This window comes from Flavobacterium sp. FPG59, from assembly GCF_002150205.1.
Lineage (GTDB): Bacteria > Bacteroidota > Bacteroidia > Flavobacteriales > Flavobacteriaceae > Flavobacterium.
Genome location: NZ_MTCA01000048.1, coordinates 1 through 19,245, shown reverse-complemented (window position 1 = coordinate 19,245; position 19,245 = coordinate 1). Strand labels below are relative to the sequence as shown.

General features: G+C 33.1%; 16 protein-coding genes and 1 tRNA gene. 6 read left to right on the top strand and 11 right to left on the bottom strand.

Annotated elements, in window-relative coordinates; all coding sequences use genetic code 11:
- Window positions 1–146: 146 nt before the first annotated feature.
- The 3 genes from FPG59_RS06805 to FPG59_RS06795 all read left to right on the top strand — a co-directional run bounded on the left by FPG59_RS06805 (window position 147) and on the right by FPG59_RS06795 (window position 3,641).
- Window positions 147–812: a succinate dehydrogenase cytochrome b subunit gene (locus tag FPG59_RS06805; RefSeq protein WP_086453872.1), complete on the top strand. Its 666-nt coding sequence runs from the start codon at window positions 147–149 to the stop codon at window positions 810–812.
- A gap of 13 nt (window positions 813–825) precedes the next feature.
- On the top strand, window positions 826–2,826 hold the full coding sequence (locus FPG59_RS06800) for a fumarate reductase/succinate dehydrogenase flavoprotein subunit (protein ID WP_086453871.1): 2,001 nt from the start codon (window positions 826–828) through the stop codon (window positions 2,824–2,826).
- A gap of 68 nt (window positions 2,827–2,894) precedes the next feature.
- On the top strand, window positions 2,895–3,641 hold the full coding sequence (locus FPG59_RS06795) for a succinate dehydrogenase/fumarate reductase iron-sulfur subunit (protein ID WP_086453870.1): 747 nt from the start codon (window positions 2,895–2,897) through the stop codon (window positions 3,639–3,641).
- 119 nt (window positions 3,642–3,760) lie between these two features.
- Here FPG59_RS06795 and FPG59_RS06790 read toward each other — a convergent pair whose 3' ends face one another.
- Window positions 3,761–4,324, bottom strand: coding sequence for a hypothetical protein (locus FPG59_RS06790; protein ID WP_086453869.1), 564 nt, complete (start codon window positions 4,322–4,324; stop codon window positions 3,761–3,763).
- Window positions 4,325–4,400: 76 nt separating this feature from the next.
- On the opposite strand from FPG59_RS06790, the gene FPG59_RS06785 reads away from it, so the two are divergent.
- Window positions 4,401–5,171, top strand: a complete 771-nt coding sequence (locus FPG59_RS06785) for a nitrilase family protein (protein WP_086453868.1) — start codon at window positions 4,401–4,403, stop codon at window positions 5,169–5,171.
- Here FPG59_RS06785 and FPG59_RS06780 read toward each other — a convergent pair.
- A complete protein-coding gene (locus FPG59_RS06780; protein ID WP_086453867.1) occupies window positions 5,168–6,826 on the bottom strand; it encodes an Ig-like domain-containing protein in 1,659 nt (552 codons plus the stop codon). The two genes, FPG59_RS06785 and FPG59_RS06780, sit on opposite strands and share 4 nt — an antisense overlap.
- A 190-nt stretch (window positions 6,827–7,016) precedes the next feature.
- Between FPG59_RS06780 and mce the strand changes: the two genes are divergently transcribed.
- Together mce and FPG59_RS06770 are read left to right on the top strand one after the other, a co-directional pair.
- A complete protein-coding gene (gene mce, locus FPG59_RS06775; RefSeq protein ID WP_086453866.1) occupies window positions 7,017–7,418 on the top strand; it encodes a methylmalonyl-CoA epimerase in 402 nt (133 codons plus the stop codon).
- Window positions 7,419–7,559: 141 nt separating this feature from the next.
- Window positions 7,560–7,633, top strand: a tRNA-Ile gene (locus tag FPG59_RS06770).
- Window positions 7,634–7,866: 233 nt separating this feature from the next.
- Here the strand turns inward: FPG59_RS06770 and FPG59_RS06765 are convergent.
- From FPG59_RS06765 to FPG59_RS06725, 9 genes are read right to left on the bottom strand one after another with little or no spacing between them, the layout of a single operon-like run.
- Window positions 7,867–8,559 (bottom strand): M48 family metallopeptidase, encoded by a 693-nt coding sequence (locus tag FPG59_RS06765; RefSeq protein WP_086453865.1) that lies wholly within the window; start codon window positions 8,557–8,559, stop codon window positions 7,867–7,869.
- Between the two features lies 1 nt (window position 8,560).
- The gene (locus FPG59_RS06760; RefSeq protein ID WP_086453864.1) at window positions 8,561–11,686 is read right to left on the bottom strand and encodes a type I restriction endonuclease subunit R; all 3,126 of its coding nucleotides are present in this window, start codon (window positions 11,684–11,686) and stop codon (window positions 8,561–8,563) included.
- A gap of 6 nt (window positions 11,687–11,692) precedes the next feature.
- Window positions 11,693–12,046: a hypothetical protein gene (locus tag FPG59_RS06755; RefSeq protein ID WP_086453863.1), complete on the bottom strand. Its 354-nt coding sequence runs from the start codon at window positions 12,044–12,046 to the stop codon at window positions 11,693–11,695.
- A gap of 3 nt (window positions 12,047–12,049) precedes the next feature.
- Window positions 12,050–13,150, bottom strand: coding sequence for a DUF4917 family protein (locus FPG59_RS06750; RefSeq protein WP_086453862.1), 1,101 nt, complete (start codon window positions 13,148–13,150; stop codon window positions 12,050–12,052).
- A 6-nt stretch (window positions 13,151–13,156) separates the two neighbouring features.
- Complete coding sequence (locus FPG59_RS06745; RefSeq protein WP_086453861.1) at window positions 13,157–14,356, bottom strand: restriction endonuclease subunit S; 1,200 nt, start codon at window positions 14,354–14,356, stop codon at window positions 13,157–13,159.
- Window position 14,357: 1 nt separating this feature from the next.
- Window positions 14,358–15,737, bottom strand: coding sequence for a RhuM family protein (gene rhuM / locus FPG59_RS06740; RefSeq protein WP_086453860.1), 1,380 nt, complete (start codon window positions 15,735–15,737; stop codon window positions 14,358–14,360).
- Between the two features lie 3 nt (window positions 15,738–15,740).
- Window positions 15,741–17,123, bottom strand: coding sequence for a Fic family protein (locus FPG59_RS06735; protein ID WP_086453859.1), 1,383 nt, complete (start codon window positions 17,121–17,123; stop codon window positions 15,741–15,743).
- Between the two features lie 12 nt (window positions 17,124–17,135).
- The gene (locus FPG59_RS06730) at window positions 17,136–18,647 is read right to left on the bottom strand and encodes a type I restriction-modification system subunit M (RefSeq protein ID WP_086453858.1); all 1,512 of its coding nucleotides are present in this window, start codon (window positions 18,645–18,647) and stop codon (window positions 17,136–17,138) included.
- Window positions 18,640–19,224, bottom strand: coding sequence for a restriction endonuclease subunit S (locus FPG59_RS06725; protein ID WP_086453857.1), 585 nt, complete (start codon window positions 19,222–19,224; stop codon window positions 18,640–18,642). Before FPG59_RS06725 ends, FPG59_RS06730 begins: the two co-directional genes overlap by 8 nt.
- Window positions 19,225–19,245: the final 21 nt, after the last annotated feature.

Genomic DNA, 19,245 nt, shown 5'->3' with positions numbered 1-19,245 from the left:
GTGTTCTAGGTCTTGATTTATATGGGTTTATTTAGTTTTGTGATGTAACACTTTAAAATCATTATAAATTATAGCGAAAAGGTTGTAGTTCATTTCTAATTGCCCTATTTTTGTATGATTTTTTAAATTAATACAACTAAATTCTTATGGCAAAATCTTCATTATTAAAGTCATCGATTGCAAAAAAAGTAGCTATGGCGCTTTCTGGACTTTTCTTAATTTTATTTTTAGCACAACATTTTTTTATAAACAGTACTTCGGTTTTTAGTCCAGACACATTCAATGAGATTTCTCATTTTATGGGTAATAATCCGGTTGTTCAGTTTGTTATTCAACCTATTCTTATTATAGGTGTTATTTTTCACTTTATTATGGGTATCGTTTTAGATCTTCAAAACAAAAGTGCAAGGCCTATTAAATATGTAAAAAATAATGGTGCAGCTAGTTCATCATGGGCATCACGTAACATGATTATTTCTGGAGCTGTTGTATTAGCTTTCATGCTTTTACACTTTTATGATTTTTGGATTCCAGAAATGGTTTACAAGTATGTAGAGGTAAATCCACTTGATGAGACTCGTTATTTTGGTGAGTTGCAACATAAATTTGTTGATCCTATCCGTACTGCTATTTATTGTGTTTCATTTGTATTATTAGCATTACACTTGTGGCACGGTTTCAACTCTTCATTTCAATCTGTAGGGTTCAACAATAAATACTCTAGATCATTACACAAATTGGGATATGCTTTTGCAATTGTAGTTCCTGTAGGCTTTATTTTCATTGCATTATTTCATCATTTTAATCATTAATATTAAATTATAAATGGCTTTAGATTCAAAAATACCAAATGGTCCAATAGCGGACAAATGGACAAATTATAAAAATCACATCAATTTAGTTAACCCAGCTAACAAACGTAATATTGATATTATTGTTGTAGGTACTGGTCTTGCAGGAGGATCTGCTGCTGCAACTTTAGCTGAATTAGGATATAACGTTAAAACATTTTGCTTTCAAGATTCACCTCGTCGTGCACACTCTATTGCTGCACAAGGTGGTATCAACGCAGCAAAAAACTATCAAGGTGATGGTGACTCTACTTTCCGTTTGTTTTACGATACGGTAAAAGGAGGAGATTACCGCTCTAGAGAAGCAAACGTACATAGACTTGCAGAAGTTTCTGTAAATATTATTGACCAGTGTGTTATGCAAGGTGTGCCATTGGCACGTGAGTACGGTGGTTTGCTTGATAACCGTTCTTTTGGTGGAACATTAGTTGCTAGAACTTTTTATGCAAAAGGTCAAACAGGTCAACAATTATTATTAGGAGCTTATTCTGCTATGAACCGTCAAATAGGTCGTGGTAAGATAAAATCATACACACGTCACGAAATGCAAGATTTAGTTCTTGTTGATGGTAAAGCAAGAGGAATTATTGCTCGTAACTTGGTAACAGGTGAGCTAGAGCGTCACTCTGCACATGCAGTTGTAATTGCTTCTGGAGGTTACGGTAACGTATTTTTCTTGTCAACTTATGCCATGGGAAGTAACGCTACTGCTGCATGGAAAGTGCACAAAAAAGGAGCTTTCTTTGCTAACCCATGCTACACACAAATTCACCCAACTTGTATCCCAGTTTCTGGTGATCACCAGTCTAAATTGACTTTGATGTCTGAGTCATTACGTAATGACGGACGTATTTGGGTTCCTGCAAAATTAGAGGATGCACAAGCTATTCGTGAAGGGAAATTGAAGCCAACACAAATTGCTGAAGCTGACAGAGATTATTACTTAGAGCGTCGTTACCCAGCATTTGGTAACTTAGTGCCTAGAGATATCGCTTCGCGCGCAGCCAAAGAGAGATGTGATGCTGGTTTTGGTGTGAACAAAACTGGTGAAGCAGTTTACTTAGATTTTGCAGCAGCAATTGAGCGTTACGGTAAAGAACAAGCGTATGTTAAAGGTCTTGATGCCAATGACAAAGCGTTAGTAACAAAATTAGGAGCTGCTATTGTGGCTAATAAATACGGAAACTTATTCCAAATGTATGAGAAAATCGTTGATGAGGATCCATACACAACTCCAATGATGATTTATCCAGCAGTACACTATACTATGGGTGGTATTTGGGTTGATTATAACTTACAAACTACAATTCCTGGCTGTTTCAGTATTGGAGAAGCTAACTTCTCTGATCACGGAGCAAACCGTCTTGGAGCTTCGGCTTTAATGCAAGGTTTAGCTGATGGATACTTTGTATTGCCATACACAATAGGTGATTATTTAGCACCAGACATTAAAACAGGAAAAATTTCTACTGATTTACCTGAATTTGTTGAAGCTGAGAAAAATGTAAAAGCACGTATTGATCAGTTAATTAATAATAACGGTACGCATTCTGTTGATTATTTCCATAAGAAACTTGGAAAAATCATGTGGAACAAAGTGGGTATGGCGCGTAACGCAAAAGGATTAACTGAAGCAATCGAAGAAATTGCAGCTTTAAGAGAAGAGTTTTACAGAGATGTAAAAGTTCCTGGAGATGCATACAGTTTCAACCAAGAGCTTGATAAAGCAGGTCGTGTTGCTGATTTCTTAGAATTAGGTGAGTTGTTTGCTAAAGATGCATTACACCGTAACGAATCTTGTGGAGGTCACTTCCGTGAAGAATACCAATCTGAGGATGGTGAAGCACAGCGTGATGACGAAAACTTTGCTTACGTTGCTGCATGGGAGTACATGGGTAAACCAAGTGAAGCTATACTTCATAAGGAGCCATTAGTCTATGACAATGTTAAACTAGTAACGCGTAGTTATAAATAGGAATCAGTCCGAGATAAAAATGATGGTAGTACCACTTTTGTATCTAAGACTTTCAAACGAAAGAAAATATGAAACTTACATTAAAAATATGGCGTCAAGCCAACGCCAAAGCAGAAGGTAAAATCGTAGAGTATCCATTAGATGGTATTGAAGAGGACATGTCTTTCCTTGAAATGCTAGATGTACTTAACGAAGGCTTAATAGAGAAAGGGGATTTACCTGTTTCTTTTGATCATGACTGTCGTGAGGGAATTTGCGGTTCATGTTCTTTGTATATCAATGGTGAAGCACATGGTCCAGATAGACGTGTTCCTACTTGTCAATTACACATGAGAATGTTTAAAGACGGTGATACTATTTTTATAGAGCCGTTTAGAGCCAAAGCTTTTCCAGTTATCAAAGATTTAGTTGTTGACAGGAGTGCTTTTGATAGAATTCAACATGCAGGAGGATTTGTATCTGTAAATACTTCAGGAAAACCAACAGATGCTAATGCAATTTTGATTCCTAAGCACGATGCTGATAGAGCGTTTGATGCTGCTACCTGTATTGGTTGCGGTGCATGTGTGGCAAGTTGTAAGAACTCATCTGCTATGCTTTTCGTATCGGCAAAAGTATCACAGTATGCTTTATTACCACAAGGTAAAGTTGAGGCTGCTGATCGTGTAATGAACATGGTTGCTCAAATGGATGCTGAAGGTTTTGGTAACTGTACCAATACTGGTGCATGCGAAGTTGAATGTCCAAAAGGTATTTCACTTGAAAACATTGCCAGAATGAATAGAGAATATTTATCGGCTAGTTTAAAAGGATAATTAGTTAGTCTTAAAAATTAGATTCTTAGGACAAACAATTCATAATTATAAAAAACGCATTCAATCTCAAAGTTGAATGCGTTTTTTTTTGTGTCTAAATGTTAGGTTTAAAAAGTGTTCTAGTCTTTCCATCCCCATGGAGCAGTGGGTGTTGCTACTGCTTTTGTTAAATCAAATTTTACCGTAAACAATCTATCAGAACCAATGCGTCTTAAGTTATAGGTAAACGCGCTCTCATCAATTGTAATCCACCAGACATTAGTTGCGGCGTTCGGAATTAAATTTAATGTTTCTTGATCTGCTGGAAAAAATTGAATACCAGCATTACCTGAATTTGGACTCGTCCCGCCGTACTGTGTCACTTTATCTTCAGTTCCATCCTCGTGTCTGTGATCGTGTTTAAGTTTAATTCTGTCGTTTTCAAACGTTAAAACCCAAGTTCTTGATTTGTCTTCGCCAACAAAAAACGGAATTTTAATGGTGTTTTTGGTGCAGCTTCTTACATGGATTACTAATTTTTTATCCCTAAAAGTATCATTTGAAGCGCCTTCTTTAATTTCTCCTTCAAACGATTTTCCGCACTGTTTTTGTAAGTTTTCCCAAAATTGTTGCGCGCCAGTTTTTTCTTGTGCTTGAAGAGCTAATTGACTTAATAGCACAATGGCAACTAATATTTTTTTCATGATTTGTTTTTTTTTGCTAATGTAAGGAAGTTACAGTACGTATAGAATTGTTATTTTTATAGAAAATTAGAAAAAAATGAAAATAGCCTTTATTCAAGCTCCGTTGTCATGGGAAAATCCAAATGAAAATCGTGTGTATTTCGAATCCATAATTAATGAAATACAACTTGATGTACAAATAATAGTCTTGCCAGAGATGTTTACTAGTGGTTTTACCATGAATCCTGAACGTGTTGCTGAAGGTATGCAGGGTGAAACCTTAACTTGGTTAAAACAACTTGCTTCCAGTAGAAATTGTGCTTTTATGGGTAGTCTCGTGATCACAGAGGATGATCATTTTTTTAACAGGTTCGTTTTTGTTGCGCCTACTGGAAAGGTAGAGTATTATGACAAGAAACATTTGTTTACATTGTCTGGTGAAAACATAGCCTATGTAGCAGGTAAAGAAAAGTATATTATTGACTATTTAGGTTGGAAAATTTGTCCTTTAATCTGTTATGATTTGCGTTTTCCTGTTTTTTCCAGAAATACAGAGGATTATGACTTATTAGTTTATGTAGCAAGCTGGCCAAAAACAAGGGTAAATGCTTGGGATATTTTACTTCAGGCTCGAGCTGTTGAGAACATGTGTTATGTTGTAGGAGTTAACAGATTAGGAGCTGATGGTAATGGGTATGAATATGTAGGGCATTCTCAAGCCGTTGATTTTTTAGGTCATTATTTACAAGAGCCTACCCAAATTGAAGGTAGTTTTGTAGTAACATTAAATAAGGAAAAGTTAGTTGAAACGAGACAGAAACTTGGTTTTCTAAATGATCGTGATGTATTTGAGATCAAAGATAACTAAAGTCGTTTTTTGTTTGTTGCTTTCTTTTTAATTTCGGGGGTGTACGGAATACTTAGGTCAAAGAGTTGGTTAACATCCCAATTGGCACGCACATCCATTTCTTTCGAAAAATAAATCACTTCTTCGGCTTGCAGTTTCTTAAGGAAATCACCCGGATCCCACTTGCCGTTTTTATTGGTGTCATAAGTGGCTCTAAGTGTATATTGTGCAGGTTCTATTAAATTGAAATTGACAGTGCTGTTCTCTGTGGTGTATTCAGAGGCTAGTACATCACCTTTTGCATTTGTTAACTCAATCAGTACAGGATAACTTTTTACCTTTTGAAGATTCACACTCAAATTTCCATAATCAGAGGTGTTTCGGGTAGAGAATTTAAAGGTTAAGGTGTCATTCTTTTTTTCAAAAAAATCAGTAAAAGCTTCAGGTAAAACGGTCATCACGTAGTTTTCTAAAGGTTCTTTTTTAAAGTCAAAATACAAGCGTTGATTGTATACGTCATATTCTGTTTTAAACGGAATCGATTTTTTGTTTTTATCCAATAAAGTTATTTTTTCGTTTACAATATTAATTAATGGCGTACTAGCTTCAAGAGTAAACTGCTCTCTGAATTTCAAGTCGCCCATTTGTAAAGGAGTAATATTTAAAGTATCTTTTTTTTGATCCTTAATTTTAAAAGTAAAGTTGGTTTCATACTTGTCTTTTTTTACAAAAAGCTTTAAGGAATCTGTTTTTATAGGTTTATACCATATTTGTAGTGAATCCTTCTTTGGAAATTTGGTAACCAAGTGATTTATTTCGGTAGTATTGTCTTTCAGTGTTAATTTAGGTAAATCCTTTAGGTTGTCTATTGTTCCTTCAAAACCCATTATAAGTTTATTTCCAGCAGCTTGTACTGGTTTAACAGCCTTAAATGGTAGCTTTTCTTTGAAGATCTCGAGTTCATAAAGCGTATCGTTTGGTACAGATATAAATTCTTTTACAAACCCAATCTTGTCTTTTTTAGGGTCAAATTTATTATTGTTATTGTAGTCCTTAAGCGCTACAAGTAAATATTTACCAGCTTTAAGGTTTTCTAATTTGAAAGTTTTCAAACTATCAAGAGTATTTGTAATGTATCTTGGGTTTTGTTTGTAAATTACAGAGTCATTAAATTTTTCGTTTACTTCATACAGCATAACCGAAACGAAAGATTCTACCTCTTTGTCAAGGGCGCTTTTTATGGTTCCTCCTAGTTGCAAAGAATCAATGGTTGCTCCTGTAGAGAACACGTATTTAAACTGGTTTAGTGGGTTCTCCTCGTTATTATCAGCAATACTTTGACCGAAGTTTAGGTTGTATGTTGTGTTAGGTTGTAAAGTATCTTTGAGCGTAATTGTTAACGTTTTTGTTGGCGTAGTAGGAAGAACAAGCGGTTCATTTTTCATGGGTGGAGAAATGATAAGTTGCTTATTTAAGTTTTTCAATTTGATATTTTCGTCAAACACCAATTGGATTTTGTTTCCTGTGAAATTAGTGCTGAAATTTTTAGGAAAACTAACCTTTAGCACTGGCGCAATAGTATCTTTGAGACCTCCAGTGATGTTTCCTCTTTTTGCACAACTGGCAAGGAGTATTACAATTAAAAAAAATGTGTATTTGAGATTGTTTTTCAACATGATAAATTCTGATTTCAGTTTACAAAATAACGACTATAATTTATGCTTTCGAAATATTTTAAGGATTTATTATAAATAGTAAAGGAATAGAGTTAGTGATATTTTTGGTCTATGAATATAAATACTAATTTTACAGCATTGGTTGCTGAACCAAAGTACAGGATGTTTTAAAATAAAGATAAATTGATTCATGAGAAAAATAGAACACATAGGAATTGCTGTAAAAGATTTAGAGGTTTCTAACTTGGTTTTTGAAAAATTGTTTGGAGCACCTGCTTATAAATTTGAAGAAGTTCTGAGCGAGGGAGTAACTACTTCTTTTTTTCAGAGCGGTCCTAATAAGATTGAATTACTAGCTGCAACCCATCCAGACAGTCCAATAGCTAAGTTTTTAGAGAAAAAAGGGGAAGGGATTCATCATATTGCTTTTGATGTAGCAGATATTGAGTCCGAAATTACTCGATTAAAGCAAGAAGGCTTTGTGGTTCTTAATGAAACTCCGAAAAAAGGAGCTGATAACAAGTTAGTTGTGTTTTTGCATCCTAAAAGTACCAATGGAGTTTTAATAGAATTGTGTCAAGAAATACAATAATTCGAATTTTTATAAAATGTAGGTTGTTAATAGTCAATACATTCGGTTTACGGTATAATTTTTTTTATAAAACACTAAAAAACTATGTCGAATTTATTTGTAGCAATTAAAAAATAGTAGTAATATTGCAACCTCATAACCGGTCCTATAGCTCAGCTGGTTAGAGCACCTGACTCATAATCAGGTGGTCCCTGGTTCGAGCCCAGGTGGGACCACAAAAAACCCCTCATATCTGTTGATATTGAGGGGTTTATTTTTTTTAGGGGAGTGAATGGGGGAGTGAAATATTTTTGAGCTCTTATGTAAATTGTCATGTTTTGGTTGTGATTTCGTCACTTCTCTAACTTAAAGAGTCAATTGCTTTGGTTAAGCAAATTATTTTCACATCATATTTGGATACAGTGTAGCTAAGGATATTTTGTCTATTAGAACTTTTGACTAATCTAATTTACATTTTCTCTAATTTTATTTTCCAATGTTTCCAATCTGGAGCTATATTTTCCAATAAATTATAGAACCTTTTTGAGTGGTTTCTTTCGATCAGATGGCACAATTCATGTATCATAACATATTTGATGCAAGCTGAAGAGGCTTTTATTAGCTCAGGGTTAATAACTATTTTGTCAGAGGAAGTATAGCTACCCCAGCGCTTCTTCATGCGCTTAATCTGCAATTCTGGTTTTTGTATTTTGTATTGTGTAAAATTTCTATGGGCTTCTTCATATAATTTTTCAAATATCTTTGAAGCTCTTTTATAATACCACTCTGTCATTAAATGTTTGATGTTATCAGTATTATTATTTTGAGTTTTTATGACAATGAAACTTCCTCGAATTTTTACTTTATTTTCATTTGAATCTTCAATTTTTAAAATGTATTTGCGCCCCAAGTATTTGTGTGTTTCACCAATTACGTATTCTCTTTTTGGGGTTTCAGGAAGAAACTGCTCAAAAAATTTTTGTTGAGTAATTATCCAACGAGAACGTTTTGAAACTACTTTTTTGATGTCATTAATCGAGCAATCAAAAGGGGTCTTTACTTGTACAGAAGTATCGGGATGAACTTCTACGGCAATAGTTTTTCTTTTCTTTTCAGTTATAGAAAATGTAATTTGTTTTGTACCGTATTGAATTTGATGCATCTTAAAAATTATTTTTAGCTACTTTTAAACATTTCTCTAAAATTATATCTATGGCATCGAACGTAATATCTACACCTAAAGATTTGCGATGCGCCATTAGGTAATCTTCAACTTCGTTTTCTATTTCTTTAATTACATCAATATTTTTTTTCCAATCTCTAATGATTAATTTTTCTATAATTTTTGAAATGTCGATTCCAATATTGGCCAAAACATCTTTTTGCTGTATTGCAATTTCTTTCCCAAAATTGTTTTCAAATACTTCACTCAATACACCAAAGAAAGCTCTAGCTTCTGGTTTATTTAATAATGTTTGTGGAATATCTTCTAAATATCCTTTTTCAAATTGTTCTCTTATATTTAATATCGCTTTTAGATATTCAGCTTCTGTTAATCTGTTTTCTTGAAATGATTTTATGGCGTCTTCTAACAACTGAGAAAATTTTTTGTAAAAAGCTTCGTCTTTTTCGATGTTTTCCGTTATTACTTTTTTCATTTTGTGGGCAATGAAATCGGCTTTTGAAGCGGGTGTTTTGCCATATTCTTCAATGGCTTCGTTTACCATTTGCTTATCGAAAATGTTTAATTCTTTGGTTATTACAATAACATCGTCAGCTTGAACATAGGTATCTAGCAATTTTTTAATCCGGGGCTCGTATTCCTTATAGGATACAACTTCGGCATATCTGTTTTGAAGTGAGACACGGAGTTTTACAAACATTTTTAATTCTTGTTTGAAAAATTCAATTTGTTCTTCTGAAAATTCGATATAAAATTCATTTGAAGCCAATGCGGTTTGTAATGTTCTTGCAAATTGGCTCAACGTTTCATAAAAATCGTCTCGTAAATCTTTGGGCGCTAAATGCCTTTCAAGTGCTTCTATATCCTTTTTATTATTGACTTCTTTAAAGCAATCCCATACATTAGCATGATGTAAAGGTACTTTTCTAATTTCTTCAGCAACATCGACTATTGTATTGGTTAAGTCTTCTTCGTCAAAATCTTCAAAAGCAGCATACGAAGTTAAAGCTTCGTCTAATTTTCCTAAGATACCAACATAATCAATGATGTGACCATGTTCTTTACCACTAAATAGCCTATTTACTCTTGCAATCGCTTGTAAAAGGTTGTGAGAATGTAATGGCTTAGCTAGATACAAAATAGTATTTCGTGGCGCATCAAATCCTGTAAGCAGCTTACTAACGACAATTATTAATTCAACTTCCGTTCCTTCGTCTTGGAATTTGTTTATGATGTATCTTTCGTATTCTTCCTGACCATTGTATTTTTCCATCAATGAAGCCCAGTATTTTTTTGCTTCGTTTGTGGTATCTTTCCAAACATCTTCGTAATCCTGACGGCTATCTGGTGGGGTGAAAACTACAGCAGAATTAATTTTTAGCTTTGGATCAGTTTGTTCTTCAAAATATTTTTGGTATCGGATTGCTGTTTCAATACGTGGTACCGCTAATTGTGCTTTGAATACTCCTCCTTGCCAGTTTTGGGTATAGTGTTTTGATACATCATAAGCTATTTCATTTATTACTTGTTCGCTTTCATAAATTCTACTAATACTTGTAAATTTCTTTTTTAAATCTTTTTGAGCTTCTTCATTTAGATCACTTGATAATCGCTGAAAACCTTTGTCTATTTGTTGTTTATTCACACTGAGTTGAGCGGAACGACCTTCATATAATAGTGGCAAGACTGCGCCATCTTTTACAGCTTGATCGATTGTGTATTTATGAATGAAACCACCAAATTTTCTTGCGGTACTTTTCTCGTTTTTCATTAATGGAGTTCCAGTGAAACCTATGTAACAAGCATTAGGTAATACACGTTTCATATTGATATGCGCTGTACCGTATTGGCTGCGATGGCTTTCATCGACTAAAACAAATAGGTTTTCTGAATTGTCTATAAACGAAGTATTCTTGGTAGCCGTTTGAAATTTATCGATAATGGTAGTTATTATTTCATTTCCTTTATCTTGTAATAATTCGATTAAATCGCTACCACTTTTTGCTTTTTCAACAGATTTGCCACAATTTTTAAAGGTTTTATAAATTTGGTTATCTAAATCAATTCTATCAGTAACTACAATAATTCTAGGTGAAGGAATTTCTTTGTCCAAAGCCAATGCTTTTGATATCATTACCATAGTTAATGATTTTCCGCTTCCTGTTGTATGCCAAATTACACCACCTTTTCTTTTGTTGGTTTTATCAATTTCTTTTACTCTTTCAATTGTATTTTGTACCGCAAAATATTGTTGGTATCTAGGTACTTTAATGTTTGGACCATCATAAACCAGATATTTAAAGACAAATTCTAAAACTCTCTCTATACTACAAAGGCTTAGAAGTGATTTGTCTTGTAGGGTAGCTTCACGATCTTCTTTTTTGATGCCATTTTTAGAGGAGTTTATAAGTTTTTGAGCTTCTTTTTCATTGTCTTCTTTCCATATCGCCCAGAATTTTTCAGGAGTACCAACAGCGCCGTATTTTACTTCATTAGGTTGCACCGCCAATAATATTTTGGCGTAATGATACAGTTTTGGAATACCTTCTTCTCTTTTTTGATTGCGAATGTGTTGTGAAATGGCCTCTGTTAACGAGGTGTTTTTGTCTCTTCGTTTGTTTTCAATCACAATGAAAGGAATGCCGTTGATAAAAAGAACAATATCAGGTCTTCTTTTCTCTTTGATGCCTTCAACCACGAATTCATCTGTTATATGATAGGCATTTTTTTCTGGGTTTTCCCAATCAATGTATTTCATAGTGTAAGCTTTACGATCTCCTTGAATGGTTTCGTTGAAGCTTTTTCCTAATGTAAGCAAATCATGAATGTTTTCATTGGTTTTTACCAGGCTTTCTTCTGGAATGTTTTTTAGGACATTGATGGCCGATTGAATATTGGAATGTGAAAAAGGATATTCTTTGTCTTTGTATTCAAAGCTGTTAATTGCATTTAAACGTTCTGCTAGAATATCCTCTAAAATTACATTAGATAGTAATCCACCACGCTGTTTAATGGTTTCCTCTGGGAAAATATAAACCCAGCCCAATTTACTTAACAGATTGATGGCAGGTTTTTGTGAGTCGCTTTGTTCGCTGTAATTTATCATATTTGATTAACTAAAAATAGTTCCTAACTTATTGAAACATATTCTATCACCATTGCCTAGTTCTAAGTACATCTCACTTGGGGTGAAAGACCAAATTTTTAAATTTTCGTACTCTGGTTTTTGTTCTGTTTTGATAATATCATTAATGATGATTTCTGGTAGATCATTTTCATGGTTTAAAATTTCAACAGCACCCTGCCATTCATATAGTGTTTTGTTTTCTGGTTGCCTTTGAAAAATTGTAAACATTGCTTTAGTTGTGTTTTCTCCGAAATTGTTACTCCGGAGATTAAAATCAATGATTTTATTATTGTTTAGATTTCTCCAGGTTCCTAGTAATTGATGTAATTGTACATTCATTTTTTATGTTGTTTTTCCCCATACGTTAGCACTTTCAGCATCGTAAAAGGTTGTTTTTAATTTAAAAATTTCACTTCTATATTTACCTAATTCAAGAGCTTTTTTTATTATTTGTTGATTGCTATCTGTTTCAGGATTACCATAAAGACCTACAAAAAGATGTTGAATAGTGCCTTTTGAAATACATTCTAGAATATGGTTGTCATTCTCAGCAAATGAAACGCCATATGTAAATAGACATGAACTAGCGGGCTTTTTAAAATAGGTTCCTGAACAGATACCGCTAAAGCTTTTGAAATTATGATATAAGTATGCGCTATGTGTAATTTTATCCATTTTGCTATCGCAATTGCCTTCTGAAACAAATATTGGAAATTTATCAACTTGTAATGCTAATCTAGTTTGATCTACTAAAGGCACTCCTGTATCAATCCAGGTATATTTTTGTAAATCTCTCCCGGCATCAAACAAGTGTAATGCCCCGTGGAGATAATGTACGTTTTGTTCTTTAGCTTTAGAAGTTCCTTGCCATGTTACATAATCTGAAACTTCCACTTCACCAGAATTAATAAATGTATCTCTACCAAATCCATCACACGGCAAAATTTTACTTTGTTGATTATTCATATTAAACATCAACGTCCAGTATAACAATAAATCATAATTTAAAGTATAGACTTTACCACTAGTTATAAAGTTGGATAAAAAATTACTGCAAGCATTAAATTTAGCATCTGGGATATCAGCGGGAGATCCTGGGTGATTGTTAGCAATGGTTTGAATTAAAATATCTTTTATTATTTCTGCATCAGCCAACATTTGACTTGCTAATTTGGATTGTGTATTATCGTATCCCTCTAACAGTTTTCCGGATTGTTCCAATGCTTGAATTACCAATTCAAAATCTGTTGTTTTTAATATTTCAAAAGCCTTTTTAATTTGAGGACTATCTTTAAAATCTGCTTCATTAAATAATGACTGGTATGTAAAAATTGTAGGAACACAAGCGATACTAAATCCATTACCTAATAGTAAATGCCTTTGTTTGTATACTTGTGCATTATTTAATGCTTGCTGAAAATTTATTAAATCCACTTTTGTCATATTTTTTTAATTTTTAACTCTCTCCTTACCCGTTAGTAACTGCTGCATTAATCCTTTTTTTTGTTTTTGAAATGAAATTAATTCGTTTTCTAGTACTTTTATTTCACAGTCTACTTTTGAAAGAAGCAATGCGATCTTCTGTTGCTCTTCTATAGTTGGAATCATTAAAGGACACTCTAAAACTTCATCTTTTCTCAAATTAGTTTGACTTACACCGTTATTAAATTCCAAGAAATGTTGATTTCGATTTAATAAGTAAAATAGAAATCTAGTGTCTGTTCCTGTTTTAGGTTTTAATGAACAAATTCTTTGATTTAAGCTATATTTATTGTCTTCATCAATAAAGAAACATTTGGCTAGAGCTTTCCCATTTGGAATATCACTCATTACCAAAGTAATTTCATTTTTATTTAAAGGAGATAAATTTTGATTTGTATATTTTATCACATTTCCTTCTGTTGAGATAAATTTTGAATTAACAATAATATACTCTCCATTTTCATCAACAACCGTTTCATGACCTTTGCCGTTTTTAAAAATAGCTATTTCATCAAGCGACTTTAATCTCCATCTTTCTCTAAACCCTTTAAACCTAACCTCACCAGTCAGCAACTTTTTCATGACTGCTTTTTTGTATTGTTTTTTATTGTCAATGAGTTGTTGTTGAAGCTTAATGGCTTTATCCCAAGTAGCTAGTATTTGTGCTATTTTTTGTTGCTCGGGTAGAGGTGGTAGAGTAACTTTTACATTTTTTAAACTGCTTGAATATAAATGTACTACTGAATGCCCTTGTCCTAATTTATAAGTTTGTTTTTTGAATTCATCAGCATTAAATAAATAGCCCAAATAATGTGAGTCTTCTGAATTAGGACGTAGAATGACAATATCTCCACCAGCATAAGCTTCCTCATCTTTTATATAAGCTACACATTTACCAATATCAGTTAATGTTTCGCCAGAGCCGGCAAAAAGCAAATCGTTTTTAAAAATTGGTTCACTTTTTTTAGCTGATGTTTCATCAATAAATGATTTAAATTCTTTAACAAAATAGTTGTATTCGGAATATATTTGTCCGTATCGAATACAAGGTTTACCTGTCTCAATGATTTCTGCTTTAGTGATTCCTTTTCCTTTGAGGAACGTACCAATTTGTCCTAAAGATTTAGTTTGCCAGCCTTGTGGTATTGTGTTATTGTTGTTTGGCATACTAGTCTTTTTTCTTTTTAGGTTGAGCTATTTTTTTTACTTCTTTATCAAAATCTGATATATAATCTTGGTCTTGTTTGATACGGTATTTTTCAAATTCCTTTAAAGCCTTTATTCTGGCTCTTTCGGCACTTATTTTTCCTTTGTCTTCTAAAACCGGATAAGAAGATAGTTCCAAAAAATTATCAAGAAATGATGCCCATTGTTCCATCGTAGTTGGAATTTGTCTTTGTGCTCTGTTTTCTGCCAAATCTAAATAGGCTGAAACTATTTGATTTAACTCTTTAATCGGTTTTTCAGCTAGGTAATTTTTAGCAGTTGTAACGTCTGTTTTTAAGACTTTCCCTTCTGGAGCTCGTTTCCAAGTTTTCAAACCCATGAAAGGTTTCTTAGCATCGACATTAGTATGAATAATTTCTGCAGCCGTTTGGCCTGTTATAGCCCAATGTAATTTGTTTTGTACCTTGGCATAAAAATCCTTAGTGGTGGGAGCTTCTTTGTTATAATCAGAAGCAGTGGCATATATATCGGTAATTTTTTGGTACAACCTTCTTTCAGAAGTACGGATTTCTCTTATTCGTTCTAGTAATTCTTCAAAATGGTCTTTCCCGAAAGCGTTTCCTTGTTTTAAACGCTCGTCATCCATGACAAAGCCTTTTATAATAAAATCCTTTAAGATATTTGTTGCCCAAATCCGAAATTGTGTTGCTTTAAAGGAGTTTACTCTGTACCCAACTGCAATTACAGCATCAAGATTATAAACTTGTGTTAAGTAGGATTTACCATCTAGTGCAGTTATTCGAATTTTTCGAATAACTGCATATTTATTAAGTTCATCTGTTTCGAAAATTTGCTGTAAATGATAGTTAATAGTATTTACTTCAATATCAAAAAGAGAAGCCATTTGTTTTTGGGTAACCCAAAAAGTTTCGCCATCATAGGACAGATCAATACGTGTATTCCCTTGTGGTGTTGTATAGAATAACAAGTTTCCTTCTTGTTGAAAATGAATCACTTCACTTGTGTTTTCATTCTTTTTGAAATAGTGTAGACCTTCCAGAACCATAGGTTTAGATTGGTCTGCATTCTGCACTATTATTTGACAAGCAAAACGTGACAGTTTAACGCTTTCCATTTTTCTTTCCGCTCCAGATCCTATTGATACCATCTCGAGGGCTTCCTCGAAATGGTCTTGTATGGGTTGGTTACTATTATTACATGCCTCTTTTGCTCTTTCTATTACAGGTAGAAAGTGTCTGAATTCAGAGTACTCCAGAACTTTAGATAGTTTTCTAGCACCCCAAAATTCATTACCATTTTCATCAATTTCTTTGATTTGTTCGAAAATGGTATTTGTTGTATTTTGTATCTCTCTCTTCATGTTTTACTGTTTTTTTATGGAAGCTTTAATATCCTCTAAAAGCTTTTTAGTCAGTTTATTTACAATGACCTTGATTTCTTCTTCTGCTAATGGATCAGAATATAGTTTTTTATAGAAATACTCCTTTTCATTTTGACTATTGGTATCATTTATAATATAATAGTACTGTTGAAAAATAACAAAAACGCTGGTATAACTACCAAAAGTGTTGGTGCCATCATGTTTGAACCCATTGTAGCTAATGCTTAATCGTAATTCGTCTATTTTTTTAGGTTTTGGTTCTTCACCATAAAAATCTGCATCTGAATTAGATTTTTTTTCAAATAAATTTTCAAAGAATTCATCAAAGTACTTAATTCCCTTGTTCCAAGACCGGTTTCCTTCTCCAGAACTTTGGAATTTTTTCTCTACAAACATTTCATCGAATTTTTTTGTTTTTTCGATTAGTTGCTCAAACAATTTTCGAAAAGAGCTTTGATATAATTCTTTAATAGCTTCATTTGATTTTGCTACTACTTTATCATCTTTAACTTTGAGTTGACGTTTTAAGATTTCTAATTCTTTTTCTACATCGTCTTCCTCTTCAATATCTTTTCCTTCAATGACATCTAAAACCAATTGTTCTGAACGTTCTATTAAGCCTGCAACGTAATGATAGAAAGCCTCTTTGTCCCCGCCATAACTCTGAATATCGCTAATGTAATTGTAATACACAAAACGCTCCGATTTAGAAATCCAAAATGGGGTGTAGCCCAAAGAGATTAAAATAAGGTTAGTCAAAATACGTGCTGTTCTACCATTCCCGTCATAAAACGGGTGTATCTCTAAGTATTCCAAATGAAATTGTAAAGCGATATCAATAGGATGAGGAGCATTTTTATTATTCGCAATTATAGCGTCAATGGCTGCATTGGTTTTGTTGAGTAAATCATGCATTTTATCTGGCACCAATTCCCAATCTACAAAAGTGTATTTTTCTCCTTTGTGATTGAAAATTTCATTATTTTCTGGTTTCCAATTTCCAATCTTCTTCTTTTTTTGTGAATCTTCTTCATGCATAATTCCTGCATGAATTTCTTTTATTCTTTTTTCGGAAAGTCGCAATTCTGCTTTCCCAATTTTGAGAATGTTAGAAATTACTTCGTCGTGACCTTTCATTTCCAGCACGTCTTTAATTGGTTTTTGACGTACATCTAAGTTGCCCACCATGACACTTCTTGTTTCTTCAATAGTAAGGGTGTTTCCTTCCATACTATTGGAGTTGAAATTCCATTCTAGACGAAACTTGTTGTTAATTATGTTTAGGTGTTCTTTGGTTATTTTTCCATTCTCAACTATTTTTTCTTTAATAGTATCAATTTTGTTTTTTAGGTCTGTGTATTTCATAGCTACTATTTTTTATAATCCTAGTTCTTCTAGATAGTGTTGCATTTCTTTTCTCACTTCAGCTAATTCACTTTCAAGCGTATTAATTTCTTCTTTGACTTTTGCTAAATCAATAGGTTCTTCTTCTTCGAAAGTATCAACGTAACGAGGTATGTTTAGGTTAAAATCATTATCCTTAATTTCTTTTAAAGTAGCCACATTACTATATTTTTCAATAGTTTCAAAATTTTGATACGTTGTTACAATTTTCTGAATATCATTTTCTCTCAGTCTATTTTGTTTTTTTCCGTCTTGGTATTCTTTACTAGCGTCAATAAACAAAACGTCTTTTGATTTCTTTCCTTTGTTTAAAATCATTATTGCAGCTGGGATACCAGTGCCAAAGAAGAGATTGCTTGGTAAGCCTATTACGGCTTCAAGTAAGTTTTCTTCAATCAGTTTTTGACGAATTTTACCTTCAGCGGCTCCCCTGAACAATACGCCATGTGGAACTATTACCCCAATTCTGCCGTCAGGTAAAGTGGTGTCTATCATGTGAAGAATAAAGGCATAATCTCCTTTACTTTTTGGTGGTGTACCTCTTAGAAATCTTTTAAAACGATCTGTTTCGGCATTTTCAGCTCCCCATTTATCCAAACTAAAAGGAGGATTTGCTACAACTATATTAAACTTCATTAAGTGTTCTCCTTCAATTAATTGTGGATTGTTAATTGTATCACACCATTCAATACGAGCGCCATCCATACCATGTAAAAACATGTTAAGTTTACTTAAAGCCCAAGTGTCTCCGTTACTTTCTTGACCATATAATGCAAAGTCTTTGGATCTCGAACCGTCTTTTTCTTTTACTTGTTCTCCTACTTTAATCAATAGTGAGCCAGAACCACAAGTAGGGTCGCATATTCTGTCTCCTGGACTTGGATTTACTAACCTTGCCAATAATTCACTAACTTCATCAGGAGAATAAAATTCACCGCCTTTTTTACCTGCCCCACTGGCAAACTCACCAATTAGATACATGTATGAATTACCTAATACATCTTCAACTTTACCTAGTTTTGAAGGTCTAAAATCTAGAATTGGACTAGCAAAATCATCTAATAAGTTTTTTAGTCTTCTATTTCTATCTTTAGTTTGACCTAATTTATCTGAATTGAAAGATATGTTTCTAAAAACGCCTTCTAATTTTGCAAGGTTTTTATCCTCTATTTTTGCAAGTACTTTATCTATAATTTCCCCAATGTTTTTATCATTTCTGTTTTCATACAAATAATCAAATGAGCAGTTTTCAGGCAAGACAAAGCGTTCTCTTTGTAATTTTCTTTGGATCAGCTCTTCGTCATCGCCATATTGTATTTTATATTCTTCATAATGATCTTTCCAAACATCACTCATGTATTTTAAAAACATAAAAACTAAAATGTAATTCTTGTATTCAGAAGAGTCAAAAGCACCTCTAAAAGTATCACATGCACCCCAAAGTGCTTTATTTACTTGATCTTGAGTTGGGTTTGTATTAGTCATTTTTAATTGATTTTAATAATTGATTTTGGATTAGGTCTTTTCTGAACGATTTAATTTTGTCAAGAATTTCAATTTCCTTGTTTAGTAAAACTGCTGTTTTAGCAATTGCTTTCTGTGTTTTTAGAGGAGGTACCTTTACAGGGAGTTCCATAATATCTTGCTTGTTTAAATTGGGCACATAAGTACCGGCTTTTTTTTCATTGAAGTAATTTTGCGCTTCTTTTTGATTGATGTACCAAACTAAATATTCTGGTATGATTTTTTTTTCTTCTACTCTAATTACAAAGAATGTAGCTGAAGGAACTATTTTGAAATTGACGTTTTCAACTGCTATAGCGAAGTTATTTGTGCCTTTTGAAACAAATAGTATATCGTTCTTTTGTAAGTAAAATTTATCTTTAAAAAGAAAATCGCTAACTTTATCAACATTATGATAGTCAAAACTTAAATAGTTGTCTTTGATATCTTTCATTTGAAGAATACCAACATCACCATTTGGATTGTGTTCTATTTTTTCTCTGAAGGAATATCCAGAAAATAAAGCATCCGATAAAATTAAATTTTTTAATAGAAACATTGTACATAATTTTTATGCTGC

Bases quoted from the DNA above. Each gene is read 5' to 3' on its own strand.
- FPG59_RS06805 (WP_086453872.1), top strand. From the start codon at position 147: ATGGCAAAATCTTCATTATTAAAGTCATCGATTGCAAAAAAAGTAGCT.
- FPG59_RS06800 (WP_086453871.1), top strand. From the start codon at position 826: ATGGCTTTAGATTCAAAAATACCAAATGGTCCAATAGCGGACAAATGG.
- FPG59_RS06795 (WP_086453870.1), top strand. From the start codon at position 2,895: ATGAAACTTACATTAAAAATATGGCGTCAAGCCAACGCCAAAGCAGAA.
- FPG59_RS06790 (WP_086453869.1), bottom strand. From the start codon at position 4,324: ATGAAAAAAATATTAGTTGCCATTGTGCTATTAAGTCAATTAGCTCTT.
- FPG59_RS06785 (WP_086453868.1), top strand. From the start codon at position 4,401: ATGAAAATAGCCTTTATTCAAGCTCCGTTGTCATGGGAAAATCCAAAT.
- FPG59_RS06780 (WP_086453867.1), bottom strand. From the start codon at position 6,826: ATGTTGAAAAACAATCTCAAATACACATTTTTTTTAATTGTAATACTC.
- mce (WP_086453866.1), top strand. From the start codon at position 7,017: ATGAGAAAAATAGAACACATAGGAATTGCTGTAAAAGATTTAGAGGTT.
- FPG59_RS06765 (WP_086453865.1), bottom strand. From the start codon at position 8,559: ATGCATCAAATTCAATACGGTACAAAACAAATTACATTTTCTATAACT.
- FPG59_RS06760 (WP_086453864.1), bottom strand. From the start codon at position 11,686: ATGATAAATTACAGCGAACAAAGCGACTCACAAAAACCTGCCATCAAT.
- FPG59_RS06755 (WP_086453863.1), bottom strand. From the start codon at position 12,046: ATGAATGTACAATTACATCAATTACTAGGAACCTGGAGAAATCTAAAC.
- FPG59_RS06750 (WP_086453862.1), bottom strand. From the start codon at position 13,150: ATGACAAAAGTGGATTTAATAAATTTTCAGCAAGCATTAAATAATGCA.
- FPG59_RS06745 (WP_086453861.1), bottom strand. From the start codon at position 14,356: ATGCCAAACAACAATAACACAATACCACAAGGCTGGCAAACTAAATCT.
- rhuM (WP_086453860.1), bottom strand. From the start codon at position 15,737: ATGAAGAGAGAGATACAAAATACAACAAATACCATTTTCGAACAAATC.
- FPG59_RS06735 (WP_086453859.1), bottom strand. From the start codon at position 17,123: ATGAAATACACAGACCTAAAAAACAAAATTGATACTATTAAAGAAAAA.
- FPG59_RS06730 (WP_086453858.1), bottom strand. From the start codon at position 18,647: ATGACTAATACAAACCCAACTCAAGATCAAGTAAATAAAGCACTTTGG.
- FPG59_RS06725 (WP_086453857.1), bottom strand. From the start codon at position 19,224: ATGTTTCTATTAAAAAATTTAATTTTATCGGATGCTTTATTTTCTGGA.